The sequence below is a fragment of the Paracidovorax wautersii genome (genome assembly GCF_900113035.1).
GTDB lineage: Bacteria > Pseudomonadota > Gammaproteobacteria > Burkholderiales > Burkholderiaceae_C > Paracidovorax > Paracidovorax wautersii.
In genome coordinates this window covers 189446-215111 of record NZ_FONX01000001.1, presented here as the reverse complement: position 1 = coordinate 215111, position 25666 = coordinate 189446, and the positions used below count along the sequence as shown (strand labels likewise).

Here is a 25666-nt window from a genome sequence, read left to right as displayed (position 1 = left end):
TATCCATTCGATCTGGAAAAAAGCCCCGGCAACGGGGCTTTTTTTATGCCCGCGTTTTTCTGATGGGACAATCCTGGCCATGAGCGAACATCTGAATGCAGACCCGGCCGAACTGGCCAAGTTTTCCGAATTGGCACACCGCTGGTGGGATGCAGAGAGCGAATTCAAGCCACTGCACCAGATCAATCCACTGCGTCTCGACTGGATCGACCAACTCGCGTCGCTGAACGGCAAGGCCGTGCTCGACGTGGGCTGTGGCGGCGGCATCCTGTCCGATTCCATGGCGCGGCGCGGCGCGGACGTGACGGGCATCGACCTGGCGACCAAGGCGCTGCGCGTTGCGCAGTTGCATGCGCTCGAAGCTGAAACACCGCGGATACAGTATCGTGAGATCAGCGTGGAGGCCCTTGCACAAGAGCGCCCCGCGTCCTTCGACATCGTGACCTGCATGGAAATGCTGGAGCACGTTCCCCAGCCCGAATCGGTGGTGCGGGCCTGTGCGCAACTCGTCAAGCCGGGCGGATGGGTCTTCTTCTCGACCATCAACCGCAATGCCAAGGCTTTCATGCTGGCCATCGTCGGTGCGGAATACGTGCTGAAGATGCTGCCCAAGGGCACGCACGAGTACGCCAAGTTCCTCAAGCCTCGCGAACTGGCCCTGGCTTGCAGGCAGTCCGGTCTGGATGTCTCGCAGACGCGAGGCCTGGAGCACAACCCGCTGACGGGTCGCTACTGGCTGAGTGATGACACCAGTGTGAACTATCTTTTCGCCACGCGGCGTCCGGCGCAATGAGTAAGCCAGCGTTCCAAGGGGTGCGTGCCGTGCTGTTCGATCTGGACGGCACCTTGGTGGATAGCGCGCCCGATCTGGGTGCCGCGGCCGACAAACTGCGCGTGGAGCGTGGCTTGCCTTCGCTGCCGCTGGAGCAATACCGGCCGCTCGCCGGGGCAGGGGCCCGGGGCATGCTCTCCGTGGCGTTCGGCATCACGCCCGAGCATCCTGATTTCGTGGAGCTGCGCGATGCGTTCTTCGCCAACTACGAAGCCTGCATCCTGGAGCGAACGGACGTCTTCCCGGGCATCGCGCAGATGATCGCGCAGATCGAAGAGCGTGGCTTGCCCTGGGGCATCGTCACCAACAAGGCCACGCGGTTCACGCAGCCGCTGATCCAGGCCATGCCGCTTCTGCGGGGTGCCGGCGCCGTGGTGAGCGGAGACACGACCCCCCATTCCAAGCCGCACCCGGAGCCGCTCCTGGAGGCCGCCCGCCGGCTCGGCGTGGAGCCCAGCAGCTGCATCTATGTGGGCGACGACGAGCGGGACATCGTGGCCGGCGAGGCCGCCGGCATGAAGACCGTGGCGGCCGTCTATGGCTATCTGGGGACGAAGACGCCTTCGGCCTGGGGCGCGGACGCGATGATTAATTCTCCGGACGAGCTCTTGAAATTGCTGGGGCCGGACTAAAATACGAACTCTGGGGCTGCCCTGGTTTCGACGTGGGTTCGGAATCGGTGTGGTGCATGTCGAGCTTGATTGGCGCTCGTAAATCTGCATTCAACAAACTAACTGCAAACGACGAACGTTTCGCACTCGCCGCTTAATACCGGTGAGCCTTGCAACAGCACGCTGATGGGCTGGGCAAGGGGGTCGCAAGACCTCCCGGCTGCAAGGTAATTCACGTCAGCTGGCTTCAAACCGGGTGCCTTGGTTGGGAGCAAGATTCAAGGGCACTGGCCTTTGTCATAGCGTGCGGCTGCGCGATGACCGAGGTGAGATCCAAATCAGACCGCTAAACATGTAGATCTGCCCGAAGAAGGCTTGCGGACGCGGGTTCAATTCCCGCCAGCTCCACCACCCAAGACACCGCCACACTCTGGTTTTTCCAGGCTGTGGCGGTTTTTCTTTGTGCGCCGCGTTCCGGCGCCGGCATGCCGAAGGCCGCCGGCCCTGGTCGCTACCGCTGCCTATCGCACCATGCAAGGCCGCTTGTTGTCGAACTTCCAGCCAGGCATCAGGTACTGCATGGCGATGCTGTCGTCGCGTGCGCCCAGGCCGTGCTGCAGGTAGAGCTGGTGCGCGCGTTCGACGGCGTCCATGTCCAGTTCCACGCCCAGCCCGGGACGGGTGGGCACCTGCACGTAGCCGCCCTCGATCTGGAGCGGGTTGCGCGTCAGGTGCTGGCCGTCCTGCCAGATCCAGTGCGTGTCGATGGCAGTGACCTGGCCGGGGGCGGCGGCGGCCACGTGGGTGAACATGGCCAGCGAGACGTCGAAATGGTTGTTGGAGTGCGAGCCCCAGGTGAGGCCCCAGGCCTGGCAGAGCTGGGCCACGCGCACCGAGCCGGCCATGGTCCAGAAGTGCGGGTCGGCCAGCGGAATGTCCACCGACTGCAGCGACAGGCTGTGGACCATCTCGCGCCAGTCGGTGGCGATCATGTTGGTGGCAGTGGGCAGACCCGTGGCGCGCCGGAATTCCGCCATGACCTCGCGGCCGGAGAACACGCCTTCGGCGCCGCAGGGGTCTTCGGCATAGGCCATCACGCCGTGCAGGTCGCGGGTCAGGCGGATGGCGTCTTTCAGCAGCCAGCCGCCGTTGGGGTCCAGCGTGACGCGCGCCTGCGGAAAGCGGTCGTGCAGCGCGCGGATGGCTTCGACTTCTTCCGCTCCGCGCAGCACGCCGCCCTTGAGCTTGAAGTCGGCAAAGCCGTAGCGGGCATGGGCGGCTTCCGCCAGGCGCACGATGGATTCGGGCGTCATGGCGGGTTCGTGGCGGATGCGCTGCCAGTCGTCGGCTGCGCCGGGTTCGCTGCGGTAGGGCAGGTCGGTGCGTTCGCGGTCGCCGATGAAGAAGAGATAGCCCAGCATCTGAACGGCATCGCGCTGCTGGCCTTCGCCCAGCAAGGCGGCCACCGGCACTTCCAGGTGCTGCCCGAGCAGGTCGAGCAGGGCGGATTCGGCGGCCGTGACAGCATGGATGGCCACGCGCAGATCGAAGGTCTGCAGGCCCCGACCGCCGCTGTCGCGGTCGGCGAAGCGCGCGCGCATGGCGTTCAGGATGGCGTGGTGCGCGCCGATGGGTTGCCCCACGATCAGCTCGCGCGCGTCTTCCAGCGTCTGGTGGATCTTCTCGCCGCCGGGCACCTCGCCCACGCCCGTGTGCCCCGCGCTGTCCGTGAGGATGAGCAGGTTGCGCGTGAAGAACGGGCCATGGGCGCCGCTCAGGTTGAGCAGCATGCTGTCATGGCCGGCGACCGGAACGACGCGCAGGCCGGTGATCTTGGGGGTGTGCGAGGGGCTGGAGGGCATGGGGTTGCGAAGAGAAGGAAAGAGCGCCAGGAGTGTGGGAGTTGAGCTGCGCCGGGCGTGCGTTGCAGGGCCCGCCCGGCGCAGCGCGCTTCATTGAGGGCCCAGCTTGTCGATGAGCGCCTTGAGCTGTTCCATCTCCGCGGGCTTCAGGTCGGAAAGCGGCGCGCGCACCGGGCCGGCATCATGGCCGACCAGCTTGGCGCCGGCCTTCACGATGCTCACGGCATAGCCCGGCGTGCGGTTGCGCAGTTCCAGATAGGGCATGAAGAATTCGCGCAGCAGGCGGTGCTGGGTGGCCTGGTCGTCGCTCGCGACGGCGTGATAGAAATCCATCGCCGTCTTGGGGATGAAGTTGAACACCGCCGACGAATACACCGGCGTGCCCATGGCCTTGTAGGCGGCGGCATAGACCTCGGCCGTGGGCAGGCCGCCCAGGTAGGCCACGCGGTCGCCCATCTTCATGTAGATGGAATTCATCGCCTCGATGTCGCCCACGCCGTCCTTGAAGCCCACCAGGTTGGCGTTGCGGTCGGCCAGGCGTGCGAGCGTGTCGGGCGTGAAGCGGCTCTGGCCGCGGTTGTAGACGATCACGCCGAAGTTCACGCTCTTGCAGACCGCCTCGACGTGGGCGGCAAGGCCTTCCTGGCCGGCTTCGGTCAGGTAGTGCGGCAGCAGCAGGATGCCGTGGGCGCCGGCTTTCTCGGCGGCCTGCGCGCACTGGATGGCGAAGCGCGTGGGGCCTCCGGCGCCCGCGATGATCGGCACCTTGCCGCGGCAGGTGTCCACTGCCGTCTGGATGATGGCGGGGTATTCGTCCGCCGTCAGCGAGAAGAATTCCCCCGTGCCACCGGCCGCGAAGAGCGCGCTGGCGCCATACGGGGCCAGCCATTCCAGGCGCTCGGCATACGAGCGGGCGTTGAAGTTGCCCTGCGCGTCGAAGTCGGTGACGGGAAAGGACAGCAGGCCGGAGCCCATGATGGTCTTGAGTTCTTGAGGTTGCATGGCGGTGTGGGAAGGGCTGGGTACGGGAAAGGGAAGGGATGCGTGGGGATGCGGCAGGGCGTGGGCTTTCAGTCCAGGCGGATGGCGGCGGCCTGCACCACGCCGGCCCAGCGCGCGCGTTCCTTGGCGAAGAAGCGGTCCTGCTCGGCGGGCGTCATGGTGACCACCTCGGCGCCCTGGCCGGCCAGGCGCGAGCGGATGTCGGCCGAGCGGATGACGCCGATCAGCGCCCGGTTCAGCTGCTGCACGATGGCCTCGGGCGTGCCCTTGGGCGCGAGGATGCCTTGCCAGGTGCCGGATTCGAAGCCGGCCACGCCTTGCTCGGCCAGCGTGGGCACGTCGCCGATCAGCGGCATGCGCGTGGCCTTGGAAACGCCCAGCACCTTGAGCTTGCCGCTCTGCACCTGGGGCAGGGTGGCCAGCATGCCGTTCATGAGGATCTGGGTCTGGCCGGCGACCGTGTCCTGGATGGCGGTGACGCCGCCCTTGTAGGGCACGTACTGCCAGCGGGCGCCGCTGGCGCGCTCCAGCGCCACGCCGGCCAGGTGGGGCGCGCTGCCGGTGGCCGTCACGGCGAAGTTCAGGTCTTCCTTGCGCGACAGCGCCACCAGCTCCTTCAGGTTGTTGGCCTTGACCGAAGGGTGCACCACCAGCAGGTGGGGCGAGTAAGCCAGCATGGTCACGCCGCGCAGGTCCTTGGAGGGATCGAACTGCAGCCTGGTATAGATGGACGGGCTGATCGCCAGCGCGCCCACATCGCACAGCAGCAGCGTGTAGCCGTCGGGCGCGGCCTTGGCGACGGCGTCCGCCCCGAGGTTGCCGTTGGCGCCGGGCTTGTTCTCGACGATGACCGGCTGCCGCAGCGCTTCCGACAGCGGCTGGCTGATCGAGCGCGCGATGATGTCCGAGCTGCCGCCGGGCGGGTAGGGCACGACCAGGCGGATGGGGCGGGAGGGCCACGCCGCCGGCTGTGCCATGGCGGCGGTGCCGCAGAGTAATGCGGACAGGCCGGCGAGCGCCAGACGACGGGTCAAAGTCATGGATGTCTTCTTCATTTGGGCTTGTTGTAGGTCATCATACAACTGATGAATTGAAGACGGCAAGGCAGTGAAATCCCGTAGCTGAGGGGTGGGTGGCCGTCGCAGGCGGCGATGCGTGGAGGGGCGGAAGGGGGCCCGATGCCGTGGGTGTGCGTCGCGCCCCGGCGCTGGAGATGGTTGATCGCCTTGTGCAGGCCTGGCTGGATTGCGCGGCGACGGCGCTACGACGCGATGCCGGGCCCGTGGATGGCTGCCGGTGCGCGGGCTGCGGCAGCCATTGCGCCCGTCGCCTCTGCGTTTGCTATTAAATCAAGAGCGCTATGCGCTTGATCCACCTGGGCCCCGGGCACTTTGGGCTCTTGATGCCGGAGAGGGAATGCGGTGCGGCGCATGCCCCGCAGCACTCGGTCGCCATGCCTGCTGCGGCGTGGGTGCGTGGGTGCGTGGGGCAGCGCGCTGCCCGCCGCCTTCAACCCGCCTTGGCCGCTTCCTGCGCCAGCCGCAGCCGCTCGCGGCTGTTGGTGAGGTGGATGCGCATGGCGGCGCGGGCCGATTCCGCATCCTGCCGGGCGATGGCCATGAAGATCTCTTCGTGCTCGCGGTTCACGCGCTGCAGGTAGGCGTCGCTCGCCGGCGCATTGCGGATGGCCGGGATGCGCGTGCGCGGGATGAGCGTGGTGCCCAGGTGATTCATGATGTCCGCGAAGTACGGATTGCCCGTGGCCTGTGCGATCTGCAGGTGGAAGCGGAAGTCGTGCGCCACGGCGTCGTCGCCCTCGGCCATGCTGCGCGCGAAGTCGTCGAGCGCGCTGCGCATCGCCGCCAGATGCTCGTCGGTGCGGCGCTGCGCCGCGAGGCCGGCCGATTCCGTCTCCAGGCTGATGCGCAGCTCCAGCACGGCGAGCACATCGACGGAGGCGGCGAGTTCCGATGCGTCGAGCCGGAACACGCCGCCCGCGCGGGGCGGCAGCACGAAGGTGCCGATGCCGTGGCGCGTTTCCACGAGGCCGGCGGCCTGCATCTTGGAGAGCGCCTCGCGCACCACGGTGCGGCTCACGTCGTGCACGCGCATCAGCTCGGTTTCGGTGGGCAGCTTGTCGCCGGGGTTGAGCACCCGGTCGCGGATCTGCGCGCAGACGTTTTCGACCAGCACGTTGGCCAGCCCGCGCACCCGCCGTGCCGGGGCCGGCGCGGCGTGGGGGCCGGCGGCGGCTTCAGGGGGAGATGCGGGTAATCCCGTTGGCGACGTGCTCATGGTCTGATGATAATCCCGTAGAAGTTGTACGACAACATATGACAAACCAGGCGTTTGAACCTTCCATGACCACTGTATCCCGCCTTCCCCGCATTCTGTTGACCGGCGCAGCCGGCGGCCTCGGCCGGGTGCTGCGCGAGCGGCTGCCGGCCTTTGCCGATGTGGTCCGCCTTTCCGACATCGCCGCCGTGGAGCCCGCCCGCAGCGCGGCCGAAGAAGTCGTGGCCTGCGATCTGGCCGACAAGGCCGCCGTCGATGCGCTGGTCGCGGGCTGCGACGCCATCGTGCATCTGGGCGGCGTGTCGGTGGAGCGGCCCTTCGAGCAGATCCTCGAAGCCAACATCAAGGGCGTGTTCCACATCTACGAGGCCGCCCGCCGCCATGGCGTGCGCCGCGTGGTGTTCGCCAGTTCCAACCATGTAATCGGCTTCTACCGGCAGGACGAGCGCATCGACGCGCTCTCGCCGCGCCGGCCCGATGGCTACTACGGCCTGTCCAAGTCCTTCGGCGAAGACATGGCGAGCTTCTACTTCGACCGCTACGGCATCGAGACCGTGAGCCTGCGCATCGGCTCCTCGTTCCCCGAGCCCAAGGACCGGCGCATGCTCCACACCTGGCTCAGCTTCGACGACCTGACGCAACTGGTGCAGAAGGCGCTCTTCACGCCGGGCGTGGGCCACACCGTGGTGTTCGGCGTATCGGACAACCCCGACGCCTGGTGGGACAACCATGCCGCCGAGCACCTGGGCTACGCGCCGCGCGACAGTTCCGAGCGCTTCCGCGCCCAGGTCGAGGCGCAGCCCGCGCCGGCCGCCGACGATCCGGTGGCCGTCTATCAGGGCGGCGCGTTCACGGCCCAGGGCCCGTTCGAATCCTGAGGCGGGCCATGCCGATACACGCTGCTCACTCTGCCGCCGAACTGGTGCTGGATGCGCGCTGCGCCACGGGCGAGAGCCCCGTCTGGCGCGCGGACGAACAGGCGCTCTACTGGGCCGACATTCCCGCAGGCGTGCTGCACCGCTGGTCTGCCAGTGCGGCAGATGCCGGCGCCGCCAGCCGCCACAGCCGCTGGCAGGCGCCCGAGATGCTGGCCTGCATGGCGGCGGTGCAGGGCGCCGCCCGCGATGCCGGTGAAGGGCAGGGCGCTGCCGCCCGCCGCTGGATCGCGGGGCTGGAAAGCGGGCTCTTCCTGCTGGAGGTGCCGCAGGGCGCATCGCCTGGCGCAGCGGGCGATGGTCACGGCTGCGGCGAATGCGAGCTGCTCGCCGCCCACCCGCTCGCCGCCGTGGCCCATGCCCGCCCCGGCATGCGCTTCAACGACGGCCGCTGCGACCGGCAGGGCCGCTTCATCGCCGGCACCATGCTGCAGGACATGAGCGCCGCCGCCCGCGTGGGCCGCGTCTATCGCTTCGGCCCGCAGGAGGCCGCGCAGGGCGCGCTGGCCGATCTGGCGCTGGGCGAACTGATCGTGCCCAACGGCATCGCCTTCAGCCCGGACGGCCGCACGATGTACCTCTCGGACTCGCACCCCGAGGTGCAGTCCATCTGGGCCTTCGATTACGACACCGACACCGGCACGCCCCACAACCGGCGCCTCTTCGTGGACATGCGGCCCTTGCCCGGCCGGCCCGACGGCGCCGCCGTCGATGCCGACGGCTGCTACTGGATCTGCGGCAACGACGCGGGCCTGGTGCACCGCTTCACGCCCGATGGCCGGCTGGACCGGTCCCTCGCCGTGCCGGTCAGGAAGCCCGCCATGTGCGCCTTCGGCGGCCCGGCGCTGGACACGCTCTACGTCACCTCCATCCGCCCCGCGGGCATCGATCTGTCCGACCAGCCGCTCGCGGGCGGCGTGTTCGCGCTGCGCCCCGGCGTGCAGGGCCTGCCGGAGCCGGCCTTCCGCTTCGCGGGCTGACGACGCGGCGCGCGGATTTCCTGCTTTCGACAACGACACGTTTCCTTCCCATTCCCAACCGACAAGACAGAGGCAGACAAACATGACGCAATCGACCTTCTTCAAGCGCACGCTGGCTGCGGTGGCGGCCGGCCTGATGGCCTTCGGCGCGGGCGCCACCGAGTTCCGCTCGGCCGACATCCACCCCGACGACTACCCCACCGTCACCGCCGTCAAGTTCATGGGCGAGCGGCTCAAGGAGCTTTCGGGCGGCAAGCACTCCATCAAGGTCTTCAACAACGGCGCTTTGGGCAACGAGAAGGACACCATCGAGCAGGCCAAGATCGGCGCGCTGCAGATGGTGCGCGTGAACATCGCGCCCATGAACAACATCTGCCCCGAGACGCAGGTGCCGACCATGCCCTTCCTCTTCCGCTCGGTCGATCACCTGCACAAGGTGCTGGACGGCCCGATCGGCGAAGAGATCCTCAAGAGCTGCGAGAAGCAGGGCTTCATCGGCCTGGCGTTCTACGACAGCGGCGCGCGCTCGATGTTCACCGCCAAGAAGCCGGTGCGCAGCCTGGCCGACATGAAGGGCCTGAAGGTGCGCGTGCAGCAGTCGGACCTGTGGGTGAGCATGATCGAGGCCATGGGCGCCAACGCCACGCCCATGCCCATGGGCGAGGTCTATACGGGCCTGAAGACCGGCCTGATCGACGCGGCCGAGAACAACTACCCGACCTACGAAAGCTCGCGCGCCTTCGAGGTCGCCAAGTACTACACCAAGACCGAGCATTCGATGGCGCCCGAGATGCTGCTCTTTTCCAAGCGCGCCTGGGACCGCCTCTCGCCCCAGGAGCAGGGCTGGATCCGCCAGGCGGCCAAGGAATCGGTGCCCTACATGCGCAAGCAGTGGGCCGAGCGCGAGATCAAGTCGCTGGCGGTCGTGAAGGCCGGCGGCGCCGAGATCATCGAGGTGGACAAGGCCCCGTTCCAGGCCGCGATGAAGCCGGTCTATGACAAGTTCATCACCGACGCGCGCCTCAAGGACCTGGTCAAGCGCGTGCAGGACACGAAGTGACCCGCCCCGCCATCTGCTCCTGAATCAATAGCTGAATGCGCCCTGCAAACGGGCGCTGCAGGCACTTTTCACCCTGAATCTTATGTACACAAGACTGTGTCGCGCGCTGGCGCGTGCGTGCATGTGGCTGGGCATCGTCGGCCTCGTTGCCGTGATCTGCGCGGTGAGCTGGCAGGTGTTCGGCCGCTACGTGCTCAACAACACGCCCACCTGGGCCGAAAGCCTGGCGCTGCTGCTGGTGCTCTACGTGACGATGTTCGGCGTGGCGGTGGGCGTGCGTGACGCCGGCCACATCGGGCTCGAATCCTTCCTGGTGCTGGCGCCCGACTGGCTCCGCCTGAAGATGGAATACCTCATCCACGCGCTGATCCTGGTCTTCGGCGCCGTCATGGCCTGGAGCTGCGCCTCGCTCGCCGAATCGGTGTGGAGCTACCGCCTGCCCACGCTGTGGATCTCGGAGGGCTGGAAATACGTGCCGGCCTCCATTGCGGGCGTGCTCATCGTGATGTTCTCCATCGAGCACATCATCGCGCTGGCCCAAGGCCGCGAAGTCGAGCCCGCCTGGGGCTGAAAGCGAGACACGCCATGACCATTCCACTTGTGATCCTGTGCCTGTCTTTCACGGCCTTCCTGCTGCTGGGCGTGCCGGTGGCCTTCTCCATCGGCCTCTCGGCCCTTGCCACGCTGCTCTACGAGGGCCTGCCGCTGGAAGTCGGCTTCCAGCAGATGACCTCCGGCATGGGCATCTTCTCGTTCCTCGCCATTCCGTTCTTCATCTTCGCGGGTGAGCTGATGCTGTACGGCGGCATCGCCGACCGCATCGTCAACTTCGCGCGCAACCTGGTGGGCCATGTGCGCGGCGGGCTGGGCATGTCGAACGTGGTGGCCTGCACGCTGTTCGGCGGCGTCTCCGGCTCGCCGGTGGCCGACGTGTCGGCCATGGGCGCGGTGATGATCCCGATGATGAAGAAGGAGGGCTACCACGCCGACTACGCCGTGAACGTGACCACGCACGCGGCCCTGGTCGGCGCGCTCATGCCCACCAGCCACAACCTCATCATCTATTCGCTCGCGGCGGGCGGCAAGGTGTCGATCGCGGCGCTGATCCTGGCGGCGCTGGTGCCGGCCCTGGTGCTCACCATCAGCAACCTGGCAGCGGCCTATCTGGTGGCCGTCAAGCGCGGCTATCCGGCCGGCACCTTCCCGGGCTGGCAGATCGTGGGGCGTTCCTTCGCGGCGGCGCTGCCGGGCCTCTTCATCGTGGTGCTGATCCTGGGCGGCATTCTCTCGGGCATCTTCACCGCCACCGAATCGGCGGCGGTGGCCGTGCTCTACGCGCTGGGGCTCACGATCTTCCTCTACCGCACCCTGACGTGGGAGCACTTCATCAAGGCGGCCTCCAAAGCGGTGCGCACCACGGGCGTGATCCTGCTGCTGATCGGCATCTCCAGCACCTTCGGCTATCTCATCAGCCTCTACGGCGTGGCCGAGCTGACGGGGCAGATGCTGTCGCAGGTGACCAGCACGCCGTGGGTGATCTTCCTGCTCATCAACATCATCCTCTTCGTGCTGGGCACCTTCCTGGACATGGCGGCCACCATCCTGCTGTGCACGCCCATCTTCCTGCCCATCGCGCAGCACTACGGCATGAGCTCGGTGCAGTTCGGCATCGTCATGCTCATCAACTGCGCACTGGGGCTGAACACGCCGCCCGTGGGCACCACCCAGTTCGTGGGCTGCGCCATCGGCGGGGTGTCTGTGGGCACGGTGATGCGCACCATCTGGCCGTTCTACGGCGCGCTGATCTTCGCGCTGGCGCTGGTCACCTTCGTGCCCTCGTTCTCGACCTGGCTGCCCAGCCTGTTCATGGTCGTGAAGTAAGGGGCAAGCGCCAGCCAGCCGGCGGGCACGGGCAGCCGGCAGACACCAACGACAACCGCAGGAGACACGACCACCATGCAACGCAGATCGCTTCTCGCCACCGCCGTGCTGGCCGCCATGGGCGCATCGTGGGGGCTGCCCGCCGCCGCGCAGGGCCAGTGGCCCACGGGCAAGGCCATCACCTACCTGGTGCCGTTCGCCGCGGGCGGCACCACCGATACGCTGGGCCGGCTCATCGCCCAGCGGCTGGGCACGGCCCTGGGCACGACCGTGGTGGTGGACAACAAGGGCGGGGCCGGGGGCAGCGTGGGCTCGGAGATCGCCGCGCGCGCCGCGCCCGATGGCTACACGCTGCTGGGCGGCACCATCAGCTCGCACGCCATCAACGTGAGCCTCTACCCCAAGCTGGGCTACGACCCCATCAAGTCGTTCGCCCCGGTCACGCTGATCGGCACCAACCCCGTGGTGCTGGTGGTGGCCGCCAGCAGTCCCTACAAGACGCTGCAGGACGTGCTGAACGCCGCCAAGGCGCGGCAGGGCGGGCTGTCATCGGCTTCGGCCGGCACCGGCACCTCGCAGCATCTGGCGCTGGAGCTGATGGGCTACAAGGCCGGCATCCGCTTCACCCATGTGCCCTACAAGGGCAGCGGCCCGGCCATCCAGGACGTGATCGGCGGGCAGGTGGACATGATGTTCGACACCACCGTGGTCGCGGCCCCGCACATCCAGAGCGGCAAGCTGCGTGCCATCGCCGTCACCTCGGCCAAGCGGCTCGCTTCCCTGCCCGACGTGCCCACGGTCGCCGAATCCGGCGTGCCCGGGCTGCAGGATTTCGAGGTCGTGTCCTGGCAGGCGATCTTCGTGCCCGCGGGCACGCCCGCGCCCATCGTCACGCGACTGCACGACGAGATCCGCAAGATCCTCGCCCAGCCCGAGATGCAGGCGCGGCTCAGGAGCTTCGGCATGGAACCGGCCGACATGACCACCGCGCAGATCGCGGCCTTCCAGAAGGCCGAGGTGGACAAGTGGGCGCAGGTCATCAAGGCGGCGAACATCAAGGCGGAGTGACGGGGCGGCGCCCCACGCGCGCCGCCATTGCATGAAAAAAGGCCCCGTCGGACGGGGCCTTGTCGTTGGTGGGCGCGGCGCGCCCCGGGGGGGGGCGCTCAGGCCGTGGTGGTCTGCACGCGCAGCGACGAGGCGTCGGTCGCCAGCGCGTTGAGCGAGCCGTCGCCGCCCATGCGGAAGTAGGCGGCCGGGCTGTTGGCCATCAGGATGTAGGCGCTCAGGCAACTGGCCGGCAGCGTCATCGTGCCGACGGCCTCGTCCTCGCTCATGTGGAAGGTCGCGGCGGGCAGGTCGGAGGCCAGCGTGAAGCCGATCAGCAGCACGGTGGCGCGCGTGGCCACGCGGTTGCCGATCACCTCGATGCAGCCCACGGCCTGGCGCAGCACGTAGTCCCGGTCCGAATAGGTGGCCTGCCCCGAGAGGGCGATGACGCGCACGCCCCGCACCTTGATGACCTCGCCACCATCCCAGGTAGGCGAGAGATCGAGCGGGGTGAATTGCTGGAGTAGCCCCTTCTGCTGCCGAGTTCTCTGTGGATAGTTTCCCATGGTGTTCGCATTCGTAGAGCCGACGGCTGGGTTCGCTGAGGGCGCGCCTGGTCGGCGGGTGGGCATGCGAGCGTTTGGCCAGCATGCCGTGAGGTGTTTCCGTGGAAAGTCAGAAATTGCAAAGTCGTGTGAGCGACTGCTAACGAGTCTCAGGGCGGCGACCGCCAGGCTCTGTGGGAACCGTCTTACAAAGGGGTCAGGGAAAGTTGATGGGGCGTAACGAGATGAGACAGTCTGTGACTTTCTTAAGAATGTTTCTGTAGCTGGCCGCCTGAATGGTGCGCTTTCGAGGGTTTCAGGGTATTCCTGCGCGGCGGAGTAGTGGGCACTCCCTAGAATCGATCGAAGAGAAACCAAGACGGGCGACACGCCCGAGGAGCCCCAGCTGTGCAAGAAGAATCCCATTCCGCCCCCGAGGCCTCCACCGCACAGCGCGTGATCAAGAAGTACCCGAACCGCCGGCTCTACGACACCTCTACCTCCACCTACATCACGCTGGCCGAGGTCAAGCAGCTGGTGATGGACGGCGAGTCGGTCTCGGTGCGCGACGCCAAGACCGGCGACGACCTCACGCGCAGCATCCTGCTGCAGATCATCCTGGAAGAGGAAGCCGGCGGCGCCCCGATGTTCACCGAGGCGGTCCTCGCCAACATCATCCGGTTCTACGGCCACGCCATGCAGGGCTTCATGGGCGCCTACCTCGAAAAGAACGTGCAGGCGTTCACCGAGATCCAGGCCCGCATGACCGAGCAGTCCCAGGCCATGACGCCCGAGATGTGGAGCAAATACATGCACCTGCAGTCGCCCATGCTCAAGGGCATGATGGGCACCTACGTGGAGCAGTCCCAGGCCGTCTTCGCGCAGGTCCAGGAACAGATGCAGAAGCAGACCGAACAGATGCTGGGGGCCTTCGGCATCAAGCGCTGAGCGTGCCTGGCGCGTGGCCCGGCACGTCCCGCAGCCCTGCTGCGGGCAGAACTGGGACAATAGCGGGATGAGCGAAGTACTCTCCCCCACGAAAACACCCAAAGTCGGGTTCGTCAGCCTGGGCTGCCCCAAGGCCCTGACCGATTCCGAACTCATCCTCACGCAACTGAGCGCCGAGGGCTACGAAACCTCCAAGACCTTCGAGGGTGCCGACCTCGTCATCGTCAACACCTGCGGCTTCATCGACGATGCCGTCCGGGAAAGCCTGGACACCATCGGCGAGGCGCTGGCCGAGAACGGCAAGGTGATCGTCACCGGCTGCCTGGGCGCGCGCTCGGGCGAGGGCGGCGGCAACCTGGTGCGCGAGATGCATCCCAGCGTGCTCGCCGTCACCGGCCCGCATGCCACGCAGGAGGTGATGGACGCCGTCCACCTGAACCTGCCCAAGCCGCACGACCCGTTCATCGACCTGGTGCCCGGCGGCTTCGGCGTGGCGGGCGTCAAGCTCACGCCCAAGCACTATGCGTATCTGAAGATCAGCGAGGGCTGCAACCACCGCTGCACCTTCTGCATCATCCCCTCGATGCGTGGCGACCTGGTCTCGCGCCCTGTGGGCGACGTGCTGAAGGAAGCCAAGGCCCTGTTCGAAGGCGGCGTCAAGGAGCTGCTGGTCATCAGCCAGGACACGTCCGCCTACGGCGTCGATGTGAAGTACCGCACCGGCTTCTGGGACGGCAAGCCCGTCAAGACGCGCATGCTGGAGCTGGTGCAGACGCTGGGCGAGATCGCCGAGCCCTACGGCGCCTGGGTGCGGCTGCACTACGTCTATCCCTACCCGAGCGTGGACGAGGTGGTCCCGCTCATGGCCACCGGCAAGGTGCTGCCGTACCTGGACGTGCCGCTGCAGCACAGCCACCCCGACGTGCTCAAGCGCATGAAGCGCCCGGCCAGCGGCGAGCGCAACCTGGAGCGCATCCAGCGCTGGCGCGAGGCCTGCCCGGAACTGGTCATCCGGAGCACCTTCATCGCCGGCTTTCCCGGCGAGACGGAGGAAGAATTCCAGCACCTGCTGGACTTCGTGCGCGAGGCGCAGATCGACCGTGCCGGCTGCTTCGCCTACAGCGACGTCAATGGCGCCGCCGCCAACGAGCTGCCCGGCATGCTGCCCATGGAAGTGCGCGAGGAGCGCCGCGCGCGCTTCATGGCCGTGGCCGAAGAAGTCTCCATCGCCCGCCTGCAGCGCCGCGTGGGCGCCACCATGCAGGTGCTGGTGGACCACGCTCCCGCCCTGGGCCGCAAGGGCGGCCGGGGCCGCAGCTATGCCGACGCGCCCGAGATCGACGGCGTGGTGCATCTGCTGCCGCCCGAGAAGATCAGCAAGCAGCTGAAGGTGGGCGAATTCACGCGGGCACGCGTGGTGGGCACCCAGGGGCACGACCTGGTCGCCGTTCCCGTCTGACGGCGGGGCCGGGCAGGGGGCTTGCGCAACGCCCCTGCCGGCTGGCTGATCGCCCGGCGCTGTCAAGCGCGCCGTGCCTATTGCGCACATAAGAATCGGCAGCCCCGCGCAGCGTTTCGGGCGCGGGAGGCGTGCCTATCATCAGGCATGTTCTTCCGCCTGCCCCGTACCGCCACCGCTCCCTTTTGCCCTTCCGAAGTCACCGGCAGCGTGACCATCGACCCCGGCCTGCCGCTGCACCGCAAGCTGCTGCGCTACGCCGGCCCGGGCCTGCTCGTTTCCGTGGGCTACATGGACCCGGGCAACTGGGCGACCGACATCGAAGCCGGTTCGCGCTTCGGCTACGGGCTGCTCTTCGTCGTGCTGCTGGCCAGCCTCGCTGCCATGCTGCTGCAGACGCTGTGCGTGCGCCTGGGGCTGGTCGCGCACAAGGACCTAGCCCAGCTGTGCCGCGAGCGCTATTCGCCCGCGGTGAACCGCTTTCTCTGGGCGGGGGCCGAGCTGGCCATCATCGCTTGCGACCTGGCCGAGGTGCTGGGCGGCGCGCTGGCGCTGCACCTGCTCTTCGGCGTGTCGATCCCCGTGGGCATCGGCATCACGGCCTTCGACACGCTGCTGGTGCTGGGCCTGCAGGGCGCGGGCTTCCGGCGCGTGGAGGCCATCGTGCTCGCGCTGGTCGCCACCATCGCCGGCTGCTTCGCGGTGGAGCTGTTCTTCTCGCAGCCCGTGTGGCCCGAGGTGGCGATGGGCTTCGTGCCCAGCCTGGAGCGGTTGCAGCAGCCCGGCGCGCTGTATCTGGCCATCGGCATCGTGGGTGCCACGGTCATGCCGCACAACCTCTACCTGCATTCGTCCATCGTGCAGACCCGCAAGGTGCCGGGCGGCGATGCCGGCCGGCGCGAAGCCATCCGCTTCTGCACGCTGGATGCGGTGATCTCGCTGTCGCTCGCGCTGCTGGTCAACGCGGCCATCATGGTGCTGGCGGCCAGCGCTTTCCACGGCCATGGCCGGCAGGACGTGGCCGACATCGCCGATGCCTACCAGCTCATCGAGCCGCTGGTGGGCAGCGCGCTGGCTGCGGCGCTCTTCGGCATCGCGCTGCTGGCCTCGGGCCAGAGCTCCACCTTCACCGGCACCATCGCCGGGCAGGTGGTGATGGAGGGCTTTCTCAACCTCAAGATTCCGTGCTGGCAGCGGCGCCTGATCACCCGCGTGCTGGCCCTGGTGCCGGCGTTGCTGGGCGTGTGGTGGCTGGGGGACGACGGCGTCGGCAAGATGCTGGTGCTCAGCCAGGTGGTGCTGAGCTTCCAGCTGCCCTTCGCGATGTGGCCGCTGCTGCGGTTCACCGAAGATCGCGCCCTGATGGGCGACTTCGCCAGCGGGCGGCTGGTGCGGGTGCTGGCCTGGGCGCTGTTCGCCGTGATCACGGTGGTCAACGTCTGGCTGGTGAGTTCGGTGCTGTCCGGCTGAGCCGGCATGGCGCAGGGCCGGGGCGGGCGGGCGCCGGAAAATTGCAGGCCGATGCCATGGCACGTCACACCGGGGCCTCAACCTGCGCTTTAATTCTGTTCTCTTCACTTCGGAACGCGCAGGGCAGTTCGGATCATCTTGCCTTGGCGGTTCTTCCCCCGATGTCTTCCTCCCCATCCCTGTCCACGGCAGCTTCCGCCAGCGAAGCCGCCCATTCCGCCGCGTCCTCGTCCAAGGCGGCCACCGTGCTGCGCGTGACGGGCGGCAACTTCATGGAAATGTTCGACTTCTTTCTGTTCGGCTTCTACGCCACGCAGATCGCCAAGGCGTTCTTCCCCTCGGGCGACGAGTTCGCGTCGCTGATGCTCACCTTCATGACCTTCGGCGCGGGCTTTCTGATGCGGCCGCTGGGCGCGATCTTCCTGGGCGCCTATGTGGACCGGGTGGGGCGCCGCAAGGGCCTGATCGTCACGCTGGCGCTGATGGCGATGGGCACGCTGCTCATCGCCTGCGTGCCCGGCCACGCCACCATCGGCCTGGCTGCGCCGCTGCTGGTGCTGGTGGGCCGGCTGCTGCAGGGGTTCTCGGCCGGCGTGGAGCTGGGCGGGGTGTCGGTCTATCTGTCCGAAATGGCCACGCCCGGCCACAAGGGCTTCTACGTGAGCTGGCAGTCGGCCAGCCAGCAGGTGGCGATCGTCGTCGCTGCGGCGCTGGGCTACTGGCTCAACGTGACCTTCATGCCGCAGGAGATCGCCGACTTCTACTGGCGCGTGCCGTTCTTCGTGGGCTGCCTGATCGTGCCGGTGCTGTTCGTCATCCGCCGCTCGCTGCAGGAGACCGAGGAGTTCAAGGCCCGCAAGCACCGCCCCTCCACGCGCGAGATCTTCCGCTCCATCCTCGCCAACTGGGGGCTGGTGATCGCCGGAATGATGATGGTGGCGATGACCACCGTGTCGTTCTACCTCATCACCGTGTACGCGCCCACCTTCGGCAAGAGCGTGCTGCACCTGAGCACCACCGACGCGCTGGTCGTCACGCTCTGCGTGGCGGTGTCCAACTTCTTCTGGCTGCCGGTGATGGGCGCGCTCTCCGACCGCGTGGGCCGCAAGCCGCTGCTGGTCGTCTTCACCGTGCTGACCGTCTTCACCGCCTACCCGGCGCTGAAGTGGCTGGTGGCCTCGCCGGGCTTCGGCCGCATGCTGGAGGTGGAGCTGTGGCTCTCCTTCCTCTACGCCAGCTACAACGGCGCCATGGTGGTGGCGCTGACCGAGGTCATGCCGGTGGACGTGCGCACCGTGGGCTTCTCGCTGGCCTACAGCCTCGCGACGGCGCTGTTCGGCGGCTTCACGCCGGCCGTGGCCACCGGCCTGATCGAATGGTCGGGCGACAAGGCCGCGCCGGGCTGGTGGATGACGGCCGCCGCGGCCTGCGGCCTCACGGCCACGCTCTGGCTCTATCGCCGCTCCGCGCAGCGCTGACGACGGAGCGTGCAGGGGGGCTGGCGAGGCCATCATCCGGCGTCCCGGTGATCGGCCTCTCCCGCCTTCCAGTAGCCCTTTGCGCTGACGCTGTGCCGCGGCAGCAGCCGCTCCTCGATGTAGTGCCGCTTCAGCGTGCGGACGGCGGCGGATTCGCCCGCCAGCCACACGTAGCCGGGGCCGGGCGGCAAGGGGCGGTGCAGCAGCGCCCTGGCGAGGCCCACACCCGGCTGCCCCCGCAGGCCATGTATCCATTCCAGCCGTAGCCCGGCCGGGCTGTCGATGGGCTGCCGGTCTTCGTCCGAAGGCACTTCCAGATAGGCCTTGGCCTTGATGCCCGCAGGCAGCCGGCTGGCGATGCTCTGGATGCCGGGCAGGGCGGTGGCGTCCCCGGCCAGCAGCACCCAGCTGGCATCGCCTGGCAGCAGGAAGCCGCCGCTGCGAGGGCCGGCGATGGCGAGCGTTTCCCCCGTGCGGGCCTGGGCCGCCCAGGTGGCGGCCGGGCCGGCATCCGCCCCTTCGCCGTGCATCACGAAGTCGATGTCGAGCGTGCCCTGGCGGTGGTCGATGCGGCGCAGCGTATAGGCGCGGCTCTCGCCGGAGGGCAGGAACACCTTGACCCAGGCTGCCGCGTCACTGGCGCCCTCGGCGTTCAGGAAAGCGGCGATCTCGCTGCCGCCCAGCGTGATGCGCTGCATATGGGGTGTGACCCGTTCGACGGCTTGCACCGTGCCCGTGGCACGCACCGTGCGGGGCTTCAGGGCGGTATCAACCATGATGGGCTCCATGGGCATGGGTGGCCTTGCGGGCCGGCGCCCGCAGCTGCAGCGCCACCAGCACCGACGATGCCACCGCCAGCGCGCCCACCAGGTACACCGAACCCAGGCCCCAGGCGCCCGCCACCGCGCCGAGGGCCGGCCCGGTCAGGCCCAGGGATATGTCCAGAAAGGCCACATAGGCGCCCATCGCCGCGCCGCGGCTTTGCGGCGGCGCGCGCCGCACCGCTTCCACGCCGAAGCCCGGAAAGGCGAGCGAGTAGCCGAAGCCGGTGAGCGCCGCGCCCGCATAGGCCACGGCCGCCGTGTCCGCGCCCCAGATCAGCAGCTGCCCCACGGCCTCGACCAGCACGCAGACCAGCGCCACGCGCGCGCCGCCCAGCTTGTCGGGCAGGTGGCCGAAGAAGAGGCGTGCGCCGATGAAGGCCAGGCCGAAGGCCGTGAACGCCAGCGATGCATTGCCCCAGCCGCGCTCGGCGAACAGCAGCGCGATGAAGGCGGTGATGACGCCGAAGCCCACGCTGGACAAGGCCAGCCCCAGGCCCGCGCTCCACACCTGGCCCAGCACCTTGTAGAACGGCGTGCGCCGCGCAGCCGTGGGCGCCACGGCCCGCACGCTGGCCACCAGCAGCAGGGACACGAGCGGCAGGATCACCGCCGCCACCGCAATCCCGGTGAAGCCCCAGCGGCCGTTCACGGCCACCCCCGCCGGTGCCCCGACGGCGTAGGCGCCGTACATGGCGATGCCGACCCAGGCCATGACCTTGCCCGCGTTCTGCGGGCCGGCCAGCCCCACGCCCCAGCTCAGGGCGCCGGTGACGACCAGGCTTTCGCCGCAGCCCAGCAGCACGCGCCCGAGCAGCAGCACCCACACCGATGCCGTGGGCGAGGCGACGAAGCCGAGCGACGCCAGATAGGCCACGCCCGAGGCCGAGGCCGCCAGCAGCCCCATGACCACGGCCCGCTTGGCGCCCTGGCTGTCGGCCACATGGCCGGCCCAGGCGCGCGAGAGCAGCGCCGCGGCGAACTGCGTGCCGATCACCAGGCCCACCACCAGCGTGCCCATGCCCAGCGCATCGTGCAGATGCAGCGGCAAGACCGGCAGCGGCAGCCCGATGGTGAGAAAACCGATGAATACCGCCAGCGTGATCGGCAGCAGCTTGAGAAAGACATTGACGGCGGGCGGCGTGTGCGAAGGCGACGCATGCGGGGCCGCCGCTGGGGTGCGATGAGGCATAGGGACTCTCCAGAACATGAGCATGGGCTCGATGTCTGCAAGAATATGAGCCATTGCTCGCGTTGAATACTCGTGTTCGGAGCCCCTCCATGCAGCCCCTGCCTCAACCCCGCCGCGTACCGCGCCAGGCCCGTTCGCGGGCGCTGGTCGAGGCCATTCTCGAAGCCACGGCTCGCGTTCTGACCGAGCAGGGCTACGCCGGAACCAACACCAATCTGGTGGCCGAGCGGGCCGGCGTGAGCGTCGGCTCGGTCTATCAGTACTTCCCCAACAAGGATTCGCTGGTCACCGCGCTGCACGAGCGCCATGCGGCGCAGATGCATGTCGCCATCGACGAGGTGCTGGCCGGCGCGCAGTCCGTTGGCCTGCGCGGCCACCTGGCTGCCATCGTCCATGCGCTGCTCAAGGCCCATCAGACGGCGCCCGAACTGCACCGGGTGCTGGAGAAGGAATTCCCGTTCTTCGACGCCCCGCGCGAAGACAGCCCCGCCGACCGCAGCATCCACCAGCGCATCCGCCAGTTGCTGCAGGACCATCGCGACGAGGTGCTGCCGCCGAACCTGGACCTGGCCGCCTGGATCGTGCTGCAGACCATGGAGTCGCTGATCCACGCAGCCGTCATTCCCCCCGGCGCGCCGCACCCGGTCGCCCAGGTGGAGCAGGCCATCGTGGACGTGCTGGCGGGCTACCTGTGCGGCGGGCCCGTGCCCCCGGCTGGCAGGGCACCGCGGTAGCGCACGGCTGAACCGTTCAGCGCCGGCAGGGTGCCAGCCGCCAGCCGAAGTTCATGCCCGCCACGGCGACCAGAATCGCGGCCGCGCCGCCGATCTGCACCGGCCCCAGCCAATGCCCGAAGGCCCAGGCATCGACCAGCACGGCGACGATGGGATAGATGAACGACAGCACGCCGACCGCAGACGTCGGCAGCTTCTGGATGGCGCTGTAGAGCAGGGTGGACATGAGGCCGGTGTGGATGAAGCCGATCACCACCAGCAGGGCCCACACGGCCGGCGCCGAGGCGCCCGCAGGCGCGCTGGCGAACGGCAGCAGCAGCACCGCGCCCACGCCGAGCTGGATCAAGGCGATCACGCGGGCCGGCACCTCGGGCATGGTCTTGGTGAGGGCTGCCGCCACGGCGTAGAAGAACGCCGCGGCCAGCGCGAGCCCGAAGCCGGCCAGGTAGGTCCGCGATGCCGTGCCGGACGCCGCCGTGCCGCCGAGGACGATCAGCACCAGCCCGGCGAATGCCAGGCCCAGCCATCCCGCCTGCGAGGCCGTCATTCTTTCGCCGAAGAACAGTGCGCCCAGCGCCGCCAGCATGAACGGCTGGACGTGGTAGCTCACGGTGGCGATCGCAATCGAGGCATGCGCGTAGGCGGCGAACAGCAGCGCCCAGCTGGCCGCCAGGGCCACTCCGCCCAGGGCGGCCAGCCCGGCCTGGCGAAGGCTGATGCGGGGGCCGCCTTGCTGCGGAAGCGCCAGGCAGATCGAGGCCAGCGCCAGCGCGCCGAACGCGCAGCGCCAGAACACGACCGCCGTGGCCGGCATGCCGGTCAGCAGCACGCACCAGCCCACGGTGCCGGCGATGGCCATGGCCGCGGCCATCTCCAGGGTGCCGGCAGTTCGTGGATGCATGGGCGGGCTTTCGGGCGTGTCGGTATGGTTCCGCGCAGGGAGGGGCGGAGCAGGCGGCTTCGTTCATCAAAAAGAACGAATGGACGATATGATGAATATTCTCCATTCGTTCGTCAAGTCGAACGATCGTTTGCTTTGATGGATTAACCGCATGCCGACTTCACCCCATCCCGCGCCCATCGACCTGCTGGCCGCCGCCCTGCGGCGCGAACGCGAGCGCCTGGGCCTGTCCGTGTCGGAGCTCGCCAAGCGCGCCCAAATCGCCAAATCGACGCTTTCGCAGCTGGAGGCCGGCAGTGGCAACCCGAGCCTGGAAACCCTCTGGGCGCTGGCGACGGCCCTGGGCGTGCAGGTGACGCGCCTGATCGCCGAGCCCCGCAGCCAGGTGCATGTGATCCGGGCCGGCGAAGGCGTGGCGCTGGCCTCCGAGCAGGCGAACTACGCGGCGACCCTGCTCGCCGTCTGCCCGGCGGGGCTGCAGCGCGACCTCTATCGCCTGTCGGTCCAGCCCGGCGCGCCGCGCACCTCGCAGAGCCACCTGCCGGGCACCGTCGAGCATGTGGTGCTCTGCAGCGGGCGGGCCCGCCTGGGGCCGGCCGGCCAGCTTGTGGAGCTGGCCCCGGGCGACTACGCCAGCTATGCGGCGGACGCGGCGCATGTGTTCGAGGCGCTCGAGGCGGACACCACCGCCGTCATGCTGATCGAGCACCCGTGAGGCACGCGCCTGCGCGGCCCCGGGCGAGAGGGCGAGATGGCGGGGCGGAGTCAGGCAAAGAAAAAGGCACCGGCCACGGATGGCGGGTGCCTTTTGCTGGGAAGCGATGCATGCGCGCCGTTCGGCGCGCCAGCCCGCTCAGACGCGCTTGCGGTATTCGCCCGTGCGGGTGTCGATTTCGATCTTGTCGCCCTGGGCCACGAACAGCGGCACGGCCACTTCGAAGCCGGTGGCGATCTTGGCGGGCTTGAGCACCTTGCCCGACGTGTCGCCCTTGACGGCCGGTTCCGTCCAGGTGATTTCGCGTTCGACGCTGGTGGGCAGTTCGACCGAGATGGCCTTGCCGTCGTAGAACACCACTTCGACGGCCATGCCGTCTTCCAGGTAGTTCAGTGCGTCGCCCATGTTTTCGGCTTCGACTTCGTACTGGTTGTATTCGGTGTCCATGCAGACGTACATCGGGTCGGCGAAGTACGAGTACGTGCATTCCTTCTTGTCGAGGATGACGTTGTCGATCTTGTCGTCGGCCTTGTAGACGTTTTCCGTGCCGAAGTTGCCGATCAGGCTCTTGAGCTTCATGCGGACCGTGGCGGCGCCGCGGCCACCGCGGGCGTATTCGGTCTTGAGGACGACCATCGGGTCCTTGCCGTGCATGATGACGTTGCCGGCGCGGATTTCTTGAGCGATTTTCATAGCAGATTGCTGGGGTTGGAGCCGCTCTACGTGCTGGAGCGCTCAGGAGCCCACCGTGTGGCGGGCCCGGCGCCAGCGCATGTTCCGCGGCGGGGTGCGCCGGCTGGGCACCCCCGGGTTCAGTCAGGAAGTGCGGCCTTCGATTGGCGCAAAGCCGTGCATTTTAGCTTTTTTCGGCTGTGAACCCGAGCAATTGCGTCAGGAGATCGCCTTGCGCCAGCAGCCGTGCGCGGGCGGCGCGGGCGCAGTCGCGCCACGCCGACAGCGTGGGCGCGTCGATCGCGGGCAACGGCTCGTGCGGCGTGAGGCCGTTCCAGACGGCGTGGAAACGGCGCAGCGACGCGGGGGCGCTCAGCCAGTCCAGAAAGGCCTGCAGCTTGGCGTGGTGGGCGTCGTCGTCCTGCGGGTAGATGTGCCAGACGAAGGCCTCGCCCGCCCAGAGGGCGCGCACCAGCGAATCCTCGCCGCGCACGCAGTTCAGGTCGCAGGCCCAGAGCATCTCGTCGAACTGCGGCTGGGGGCAGGGCGGCAGGTAGTGCGCGCGCAGGCCGGGGTGGCGGGCCTGCAGCGCCTGCACGGCGGCCGTCGCGCGGCCGGGCGTGACCAGGAGCTGCGCATCGCTGCGCGCAGCGAGCTGCGCCAGCAGGCCGGACAGGCCGGCGGGTTCGTAGCAAAAGAGCGAGACGGCCACATCCTGCGCGCCGATGCCGTGGCGCGCCCGCCAGCCGGCACGGTCGAAGGCGGCCTGGCGGGCGGCGAGGTCCGCCTCGCGCAGCAGCCCGCCCGTGCGGGGCGTGAAGCCGGGGTAGAAGAACCAGCGCGTGCAGCCCGCGCCTGGCCCGCTCGACAGCAGCGAGGGCAGGCGGTGGCTGCGCTCCACATAGCCCTCGGCCGACAGGTATTCGAGGTTGATCCACAAGGGTTTTCGGCCTGCAGCGATGGTGGAATGAGCGATGGATGCTGCGAAATCAGGAGCGATATCGCAGCCGAAGGCTTCGACCACCACATCGCCCGGGCCGTCTGCCGGCGCGTGCTGGGGCCAGGGCAGCACCTGCACGCCGGGGTGGCCGGCCGGCGCCATCCAGGCCAGGGCGCTGGCGTCGTCCGTCCAGAGGCGCACCCGCTCGCCCTGCGCGGCCAGCTGGCAGCACAGGCGCCAGCACACGCCGATGTCGCCGAAGTTGTCGATGACCTGGCAGAAGACGTCCCAGGTGCGGGGGAGGGTGGGTATGGCGTTCATTCTGTGGTGCTGGTTTCGGCCGGAGCCTGGGCGCGCAGGTGATCGACCAGCAGCCGCGCCACACTGGAAGGCGATTCGCCGGCCCGCACGCAGAGCGACAGGCGGCGCTCGGCCCAGGTTTCGTTCAGCGTGACGATGCGCACGGCCAGCGCGCCGCGGTAGAGCTGCGCGCTGCCGCGCGGCATGACGCCCACGCCCAGGCCTGCCGAAACCATCAGGCAGAGCGCGTCGTAGCCCGTGACCTGGATGCGCAGGCGCAGCGGCCGCTCCAGCTCGGCGGCGGCGCGCGTCAGCACGTGGTTGATGGCGCTGCCCGGGTGCATGCCGACGAAGTCGCAGTGCAGCGCATCGGCCAGCCGCACGCTGCGCCGGCGGGCCAGCGCATGGCCGGCGGGAACGACCAGCACCAGCTCGTCGCGGCGGTAGGGCAGCAGGGCCACGCGGTCGCCGTAGCTGCCGTGGTTGAGGATGCCCACGTCCGCCGCGTTCTCGGCCACCGACCGGGCCACGGCGGTGCTGATCTGTTCCTGCAGCTGCACCTGCACCTGCGGGTGCGCGGCCATGAAGCGCTGGAGCTCGGCCGGCAGGAACTGGGTGATGGCCGAGATGTTGGCCACCACCCGCACCTGCCCGCGCAGGCCGGCGCGGAAGTCGCGCATCTGCAGGGCGATGCCGTCCAGGTCGTTGAGCACGCCGCGCGCCAGGTCCAGCAGGGCGAAGGCGGCGGCGGTGGGTTCGGTGCCGCGATTGCTGCGGCTGAAGAGCTCCACCTGCAGCGCGGCCTCCAGCTCGGCCAGGCGCCGGCTGGCGGCCGAGGGCGCGATGTGCTCGCGCGCCGCGGCGCGGGCGATGGCGCTTTCTTCCATCACGGCGACGAAGAGGCGCAGGGAGACCGGGTCGAGCTTCATGGGCCGGGATGGTAGCGCCGCGGCGGGCCGCCATGCCGGTTTGCGATGGCAGCG

25 protein-coding genes and 1 other RNA gene are annotated in these 25666 nt (G+C 68.5%); 15 read left to right on the top strand and 11 right to left on the bottom strand.

Annotation, left to right across the window (positions count from 1 at the left end; translation table 11 throughout):
- Nucleotides 1-79 precede the first annotated feature (79 nt).
- From ubiG to ssrA, 3 genes are all read left to right on the top strand, one after another.
- Entirely contained in the window at nt 80-793 is a 714-nt protein-coding gene (gene ubiG, locus BM070_RS00820; RefSeq protein ID WP_092936645.1) for a bifunctional 2-polyprenyl-6-hydroxyphenol methylase/3-demethylubiquinol 3-O-methyltransferase UbiG, read from the top strand.
- Entirely contained in the window at nt 790-1464 is a 675-nt protein-coding gene (gph, locus tag BM070_RS00815; protein ID WP_092936643.1) for a phosphoglycolate phosphatase, read from the top strand. Before ubiG ends, gph begins: the two co-directional genes overlap by 4 nt.
- 12 nt (nt 1465-1476) lie before the next feature.
- Nucleotides 1477-1854: a transfer-messenger RNA gene (gene ssrA / locus BM070_RS00810) on the top strand.
- Nucleotides 1855-1964: 110 nt separating this feature from the next.
- On the opposite strand, the gene gudD is transcribed toward ssrA, so the two are convergent.
- From gudD to BM070_RS00790, 4 genes are all read right to left on the bottom strand, one after another.
- Nucleotides 1965-3305: a glucarate dehydratase gene (gene gudD / locus BM070_RS00805; protein ID WP_092936641.1), complete on the bottom strand. Its 1341-nt coding sequence runs from the start codon at nt 3303-3305 to the stop codon at nt 1965-1967.
- A gap of 90 nt (nt 3306-3395) precedes the next feature.
- Nucleotides 3396-4307 (bottom strand): 5-dehydro-4-deoxyglucarate dehydratase, encoded by a 912-nt coding sequence (gene kdgD, locus BM070_RS00800; RefSeq protein ID WP_092936639.1) that lies wholly within the window; start codon nt 4305-4307, stop codon nt 3396-3398.
- Nucleotides 4308-4375: 68 nt separating this feature from the next.
- A complete protein-coding gene (locus BM070_RS00795) occupies nt 4376-5347 on the bottom strand; it encodes a Bug family tripartite tricarboxylate transporter substrate binding protein (RefSeq protein ID WP_092937276.1) in 972 nt (323 codons plus the stop codon).
- A 469-nt stretch (nt 5348-5816) separates the two neighbouring features.
- Nucleotides 5817-6602 carry a FadR/GntR family transcriptional regulator gene (locus BM070_RS00790; protein WP_092936637.1) on the bottom strand — a complete coding sequence of 262 codons (786 nt, stop codon included), beginning with the start codon at nt 6600-6602 and terminating at the stop codon, nt 5817-5819.
- A gap of 65 nt (nt 6603-6667) precedes the next feature.
- Here BM070_RS00790 and BM070_RS00785 point away from each other — a divergent pair, with 65 nt between their 5' ends.
- The 6 genes from BM070_RS00785 to BM070_RS00760 all read left to right on the top strand — a co-directional run bounded on the left by BM070_RS00785 (nt 6668) and on the right by BM070_RS00760 (nt 12526).
- Nucleotides 6668-7480, top strand: coding sequence for an NAD-dependent epimerase/dehydratase family protein (locus tag BM070_RS00785; protein ID WP_092936635.1), 813 nt, complete (start codon nt 6668-6670; stop codon nt 7478-7480).
- Nucleotides 7481-7488: 8 nt separating this feature from the next.
- Nucleotides 7489-8517, top strand: coding sequence for an SMP-30/gluconolactonase/LRE family protein (locus BM070_RS00780; RefSeq protein ID WP_092936633.1), 1029 nt, complete (start codon nt 7489-7491; stop codon nt 8515-8517).
- An 82-nt stretch (nt 8518-8599) separates the two neighbouring features.
- Nucleotides 8600-9577, top strand: coding sequence for a TRAP transporter substrate-binding protein (locus BM070_RS00775; RefSeq protein WP_092936631.1), 978 nt, complete (start codon nt 8600-8602; stop codon nt 9575-9577).
- An 82-nt stretch (nt 9578-9659) separates the two neighbouring features.
- Complete coding sequence (locus tag BM070_RS00770; protein ID WP_092936629.1) at nt 9660-10148, top strand: TRAP transporter small permease; 489 nt, start codon at nt 9660-9662, stop codon at nt 10146-10148.
- A gap of 14 nt (nt 10149-10162) precedes the next feature.
- Complete coding sequence (locus BM070_RS00765; protein ID WP_092936627.1) at nt 10163-11458, top strand: TRAP transporter large permease; 1296 nt, start codon at nt 10163-10165, stop codon at nt 11456-11458.
- Nucleotides 11459-11533: 75 nt separating this feature from the next.
- Nucleotides 11534-12526 carry a Bug family tripartite tricarboxylate transporter substrate binding protein gene (locus tag BM070_RS00760; RefSeq protein WP_092936625.1) on the top strand — a complete coding sequence of 331 codons (993 nt, stop codon included), beginning with the start codon at nt 11534-11536 and terminating at the stop codon, nt 12524-12526.
- Nucleotides 12527-12624: 98 nt separating this feature from the next.
- On the opposite strand, the gene BM070_RS00755 is transcribed toward BM070_RS00760, so the two are convergent.
- Nucleotides 12625-13074: a hypothetical protein gene (locus BM070_RS00755; RefSeq protein ID WP_139222750.1), complete on the bottom strand. Its 450-nt coding sequence runs from the start codon at nt 13072-13074 to the stop codon at nt 12625-12627.
- 387 nt (nt 13075-13461) lie between these two features.
- Here BM070_RS00755 and phaR point away from each other — a divergent pair, with 387 nt between their 5' ends.
- The 4 genes from phaR to BM070_RS00735 all read left to right on the top strand — a co-directional run bounded on the left by phaR (nt 13462) and on the right by BM070_RS00735 (nt 18408).
- On the top strand, nt 13462-14001 hold the full coding sequence (phaR, locus tag BM070_RS00750; RefSeq protein ID WP_092936621.1) for a polyhydroxyalkanoate synthesis repressor PhaR: 540 nt from the start codon (nt 13462-13464) through the stop codon (nt 13999-14001).
- Between the two features lie 67 nt (nt 14002-14068).
- Nucleotides 14069-15460 carry a 30S ribosomal protein S12 methylthiotransferase RimO gene (rimO, locus tag BM070_RS00745; protein WP_092936619.1) on the top strand — a complete coding sequence of 464 codons (1392 nt, stop codon included), beginning with the start codon at nt 14069-14071 and terminating at the stop codon, nt 15458-15460.
- Nucleotides 15461-15607: 147 nt separating this feature from the next.
- The gene (locus BM070_RS00740) at nt 15608-16930 is read left to right on the top strand and encodes an Nramp family divalent metal transporter (RefSeq protein ID WP_092936617.1); all 1323 of its coding nucleotides are present in this window, start codon (nt 15608-15610) and stop codon (nt 16928-16930) included.
- Between the two features lie 161 nt (nt 16931-17091).
- The gene (locus BM070_RS00735) at nt 17092-18408 is read left to right on the top strand and encodes an MFS transporter (protein ID WP_092936615.1); all 1317 of its coding nucleotides are present in this window, start codon (nt 17092-17094) and stop codon (nt 18406-18408) included.
- Nucleotides 18409-18440: 32 nt separating this feature from the next.
- On the opposite strand, the gene BM070_RS00730 is transcribed toward BM070_RS00735, so the two are convergent.
- Nucleotides 18441-19184 carry a siderophore-interacting protein gene (locus BM070_RS00730; RefSeq protein WP_092937274.1) on the bottom strand — a complete coding sequence of 248 codons (744 nt, stop codon included), beginning with the start codon at nt 19182-19184 and terminating at the stop codon, nt 18441-18443.
- Complete coding sequence (locus tag BM070_RS00725; protein WP_092936613.1) at nt 19177-20421, bottom strand: arabinose transporter; 1245 nt, start codon at nt 20419-20421, stop codon at nt 19177-19179. Before BM070_RS00725 ends, BM070_RS00730 begins: the two co-directional genes overlap by 8 nt.
- 89 nt (nt 20422-20510) lie before the next feature.
- Here BM070_RS00725 and BM070_RS00720 point away from each other — a divergent pair, with 89 nt between their 5' ends.
- Entirely contained in the window at nt 20511-21155 is a 645-nt protein-coding gene (locus BM070_RS00720) for a TetR/AcrR family transcriptional regulator (RefSeq protein WP_092936611.1), read from the top strand.
- A 16-nt stretch (nt 21156-21171) separates the two neighbouring features.
- Here the strand turns inward: BM070_RS00720 and BM070_RS00715 are convergent, their stop codons facing one another.
- Nucleotides 21172-22056 (bottom strand): DMT family transporter, encoded by an 885-nt coding sequence (locus BM070_RS00715; protein WP_092936609.1) that lies wholly within the window; start codon nt 22054-22056, stop codon nt 21172-21174.
- A gap of 151 nt (nt 22057-22207) precedes the next feature.
- Here BM070_RS00715 and BM070_RS00710 point away from each other — a divergent pair, with 151 nt between their 5' ends.
- A complete protein-coding gene (locus BM070_RS00710; RefSeq protein ID WP_092936607.1) occupies nt 22208-22771 on the top strand; it encodes a helix-turn-helix domain-containing protein in 564 nt (187 codons plus the stop codon).
- Nucleotides 22772-22909: 138 nt separating this feature from the next.
- On the opposite strand, the gene efp is transcribed toward BM070_RS00710, so the two are convergent.
- From efp to BM070_RS00695, 3 genes are all read right to left on the bottom strand, one after another.
- Nucleotides 22910-23464: an elongation factor P gene (gene efp, locus BM070_RS00705; RefSeq protein WP_092936605.1), complete on the bottom strand. Its 555-nt coding sequence runs from the start codon at nt 23462-23464 to the stop codon at nt 22910-22912.
- A 163-nt stretch (nt 23465-23627) separates the two neighbouring features.
- Complete coding sequence (gene earP / locus BM070_RS00700; protein WP_092936603.1) at nt 23628-24704, bottom strand: elongation factor P maturation arginine rhamnosyltransferase EarP; 1077 nt, start codon at nt 24702-24704, stop codon at nt 23628-23630.
- Nucleotides 24701-25612, bottom strand: a complete 912-nt coding sequence (locus BM070_RS00695; RefSeq protein WP_092936601.1) for a LysR family transcriptional regulator — start codon at nt 25610-25612, stop codon at nt 24701-24703. The genes earP and BM070_RS00695 overlap by 4 nt, the downstream gene beginning before the upstream one ends.
- Between the last annotated feature and the right edge of the window lie 54 nt (nt 25613-25666).

Excerpts from the sequence above, each read along its gene's own strand:
- ubiG (WP_092936645.1), top strand. The coding sequence starts at position 80 with ATGAGCGAACATCTGAATGCAGACCCGGCCGAACTGGCCAAGTTTTCC.
- gph (WP_092936643.1), top strand. The coding sequence starts at position 790 with ATGAGTAAGCCAGCGTTCCAAGGGGTGCGTGCCGTGCTGTTCGATCTG.
- gudD (WP_092936641.1), bottom strand. The coding sequence starts at position 3,305 with ATGCCCTCCAGCCCCTCGCACACCCCCAAGATCACCGGCCTGCGCGTC.
- kdgD (WP_092936639.1), bottom strand. The coding sequence starts at position 4,307 with ATGCAACCTCAAGAACTCAAGACCATCATGGGCTCCGGCCTGCTGTCC.
- BM070_RS00795 (WP_092937276.1), bottom strand. The coding sequence starts at position 5,347 with ATGACTTTGACCCGTCGTCTGGCGCTCGCCGGCCTGTCCGCATTACTC.
- BM070_RS00790 (WP_092936637.1), bottom strand. The coding sequence starts at position 6,602 with ATGAGCACGTCGCCAACGGGATTACCCGCATCTCCCCCTGAAGCCGCC.
- BM070_RS00785 (WP_092936635.1), top strand. The coding sequence starts at position 6,668 with ATGACCACTGTATCCCGCCTTCCCCGCATTCTGTTGACCGGCGCAGCC.
- BM070_RS00780 (WP_092936633.1), top strand. The coding sequence starts at position 7,489 with ATGCCGATACACGCTGCTCACTCTGCCGCCGAACTGGTGCTGGATGCG.
- BM070_RS00775 (WP_092936631.1), top strand. The coding sequence starts at position 8,600 with ATGACGCAATCGACCTTCTTCAAGCGCACGCTGGCTGCGGTGGCGGCC.
- BM070_RS00770 (WP_092936629.1), top strand. The coding sequence starts at position 9,660 with ATGTACACAAGACTGTGTCGCGCGCTGGCGCGTGCGTGCATGTGGCTG.
- BM070_RS00765 (WP_092936627.1), top strand. The coding sequence starts at position 10,163 with ATGACCATTCCACTTGTGATCCTGTGCCTGTCTTTCACGGCCTTCCTG.
- BM070_RS00760 (WP_092936625.1), top strand. The coding sequence starts at position 11,534 with ATGCAACGCAGATCGCTTCTCGCCACCGCCGTGCTGGCCGCCATGGGC.
- BM070_RS00755 (WP_139222750.1), bottom strand. The coding sequence starts at position 13,074 with ATGGGAAACTATCCACAGAGAACTCGGCAGCAGAAGGGGCTACTCCAG.
- rimO (WP_092936619.1), top strand. The coding sequence starts at position 14,069 with ATGAGCGAAGTACTCTCCCCCACGAAAACACCCAAAGTCGGGTTCGTC.
- BM070_RS00740 (WP_092936617.1), top strand. The coding sequence starts at position 15,608 with ATGTTCTTCCGCCTGCCCCGTACCGCCACCGCTCCCTTTTGCCCTTCC.
- BM070_RS00735 (WP_092936615.1), top strand. The coding sequence starts at position 17,092 with ATGTCTTCCTCCCCATCCCTGTCCACGGCAGCTTCCGCCAGCGAAGCC.
- BM070_RS00730 (WP_092937274.1), bottom strand. The coding sequence starts at position 19,184 with ATGGTTGATACCGCCCTGAAGCCCCGCACGGTGCGTGCCACGGGCACG.
- BM070_RS00725 (WP_092936613.1), bottom strand. The coding sequence starts at position 20,421 with ATGCCTCATCGCACCCCAGCGGCGGCCCCGCATGCGTCGCCTTCGCAC.
- BM070_RS00720 (WP_092936611.1), top strand. The coding sequence starts at position 20,511 with ATGCAGCCCCTGCCTCAACCCCGCCGCGTACCGCGCCAGGCCCGTTCG.
- BM070_RS00715 (WP_092936609.1), bottom strand. The coding sequence starts at position 22,056 with ATGCATCCACGAACTGCCGGCACCCTGGAGATGGCCGCGGCCATGGCC.
- BM070_RS00710 (WP_092936607.1), top strand. The coding sequence starts at position 22,208 with ATGCCGACTTCACCCCATCCCGCGCCCATCGACCTGCTGGCCGCCGCC.
- efp (WP_092936605.1), bottom strand. The coding sequence starts at position 23,464 with ATGAAAATCGCTCAAGAAATCCGCGCCGGCAACGTCATCATGCACGGC.
- earP (WP_092936603.1), bottom strand. The coding sequence starts at position 24,704 with ATGAACGCCATACCCACCCTCCCCCGCACCTGGGACGTCTTCTGCCAG.
- BM070_RS00695 (WP_092936601.1), bottom strand. The coding sequence starts at position 25,612 with ATGAAGCTCGACCCGGTCTCCCTGCGCCTCTTCGTCGCCGTGATGGAA.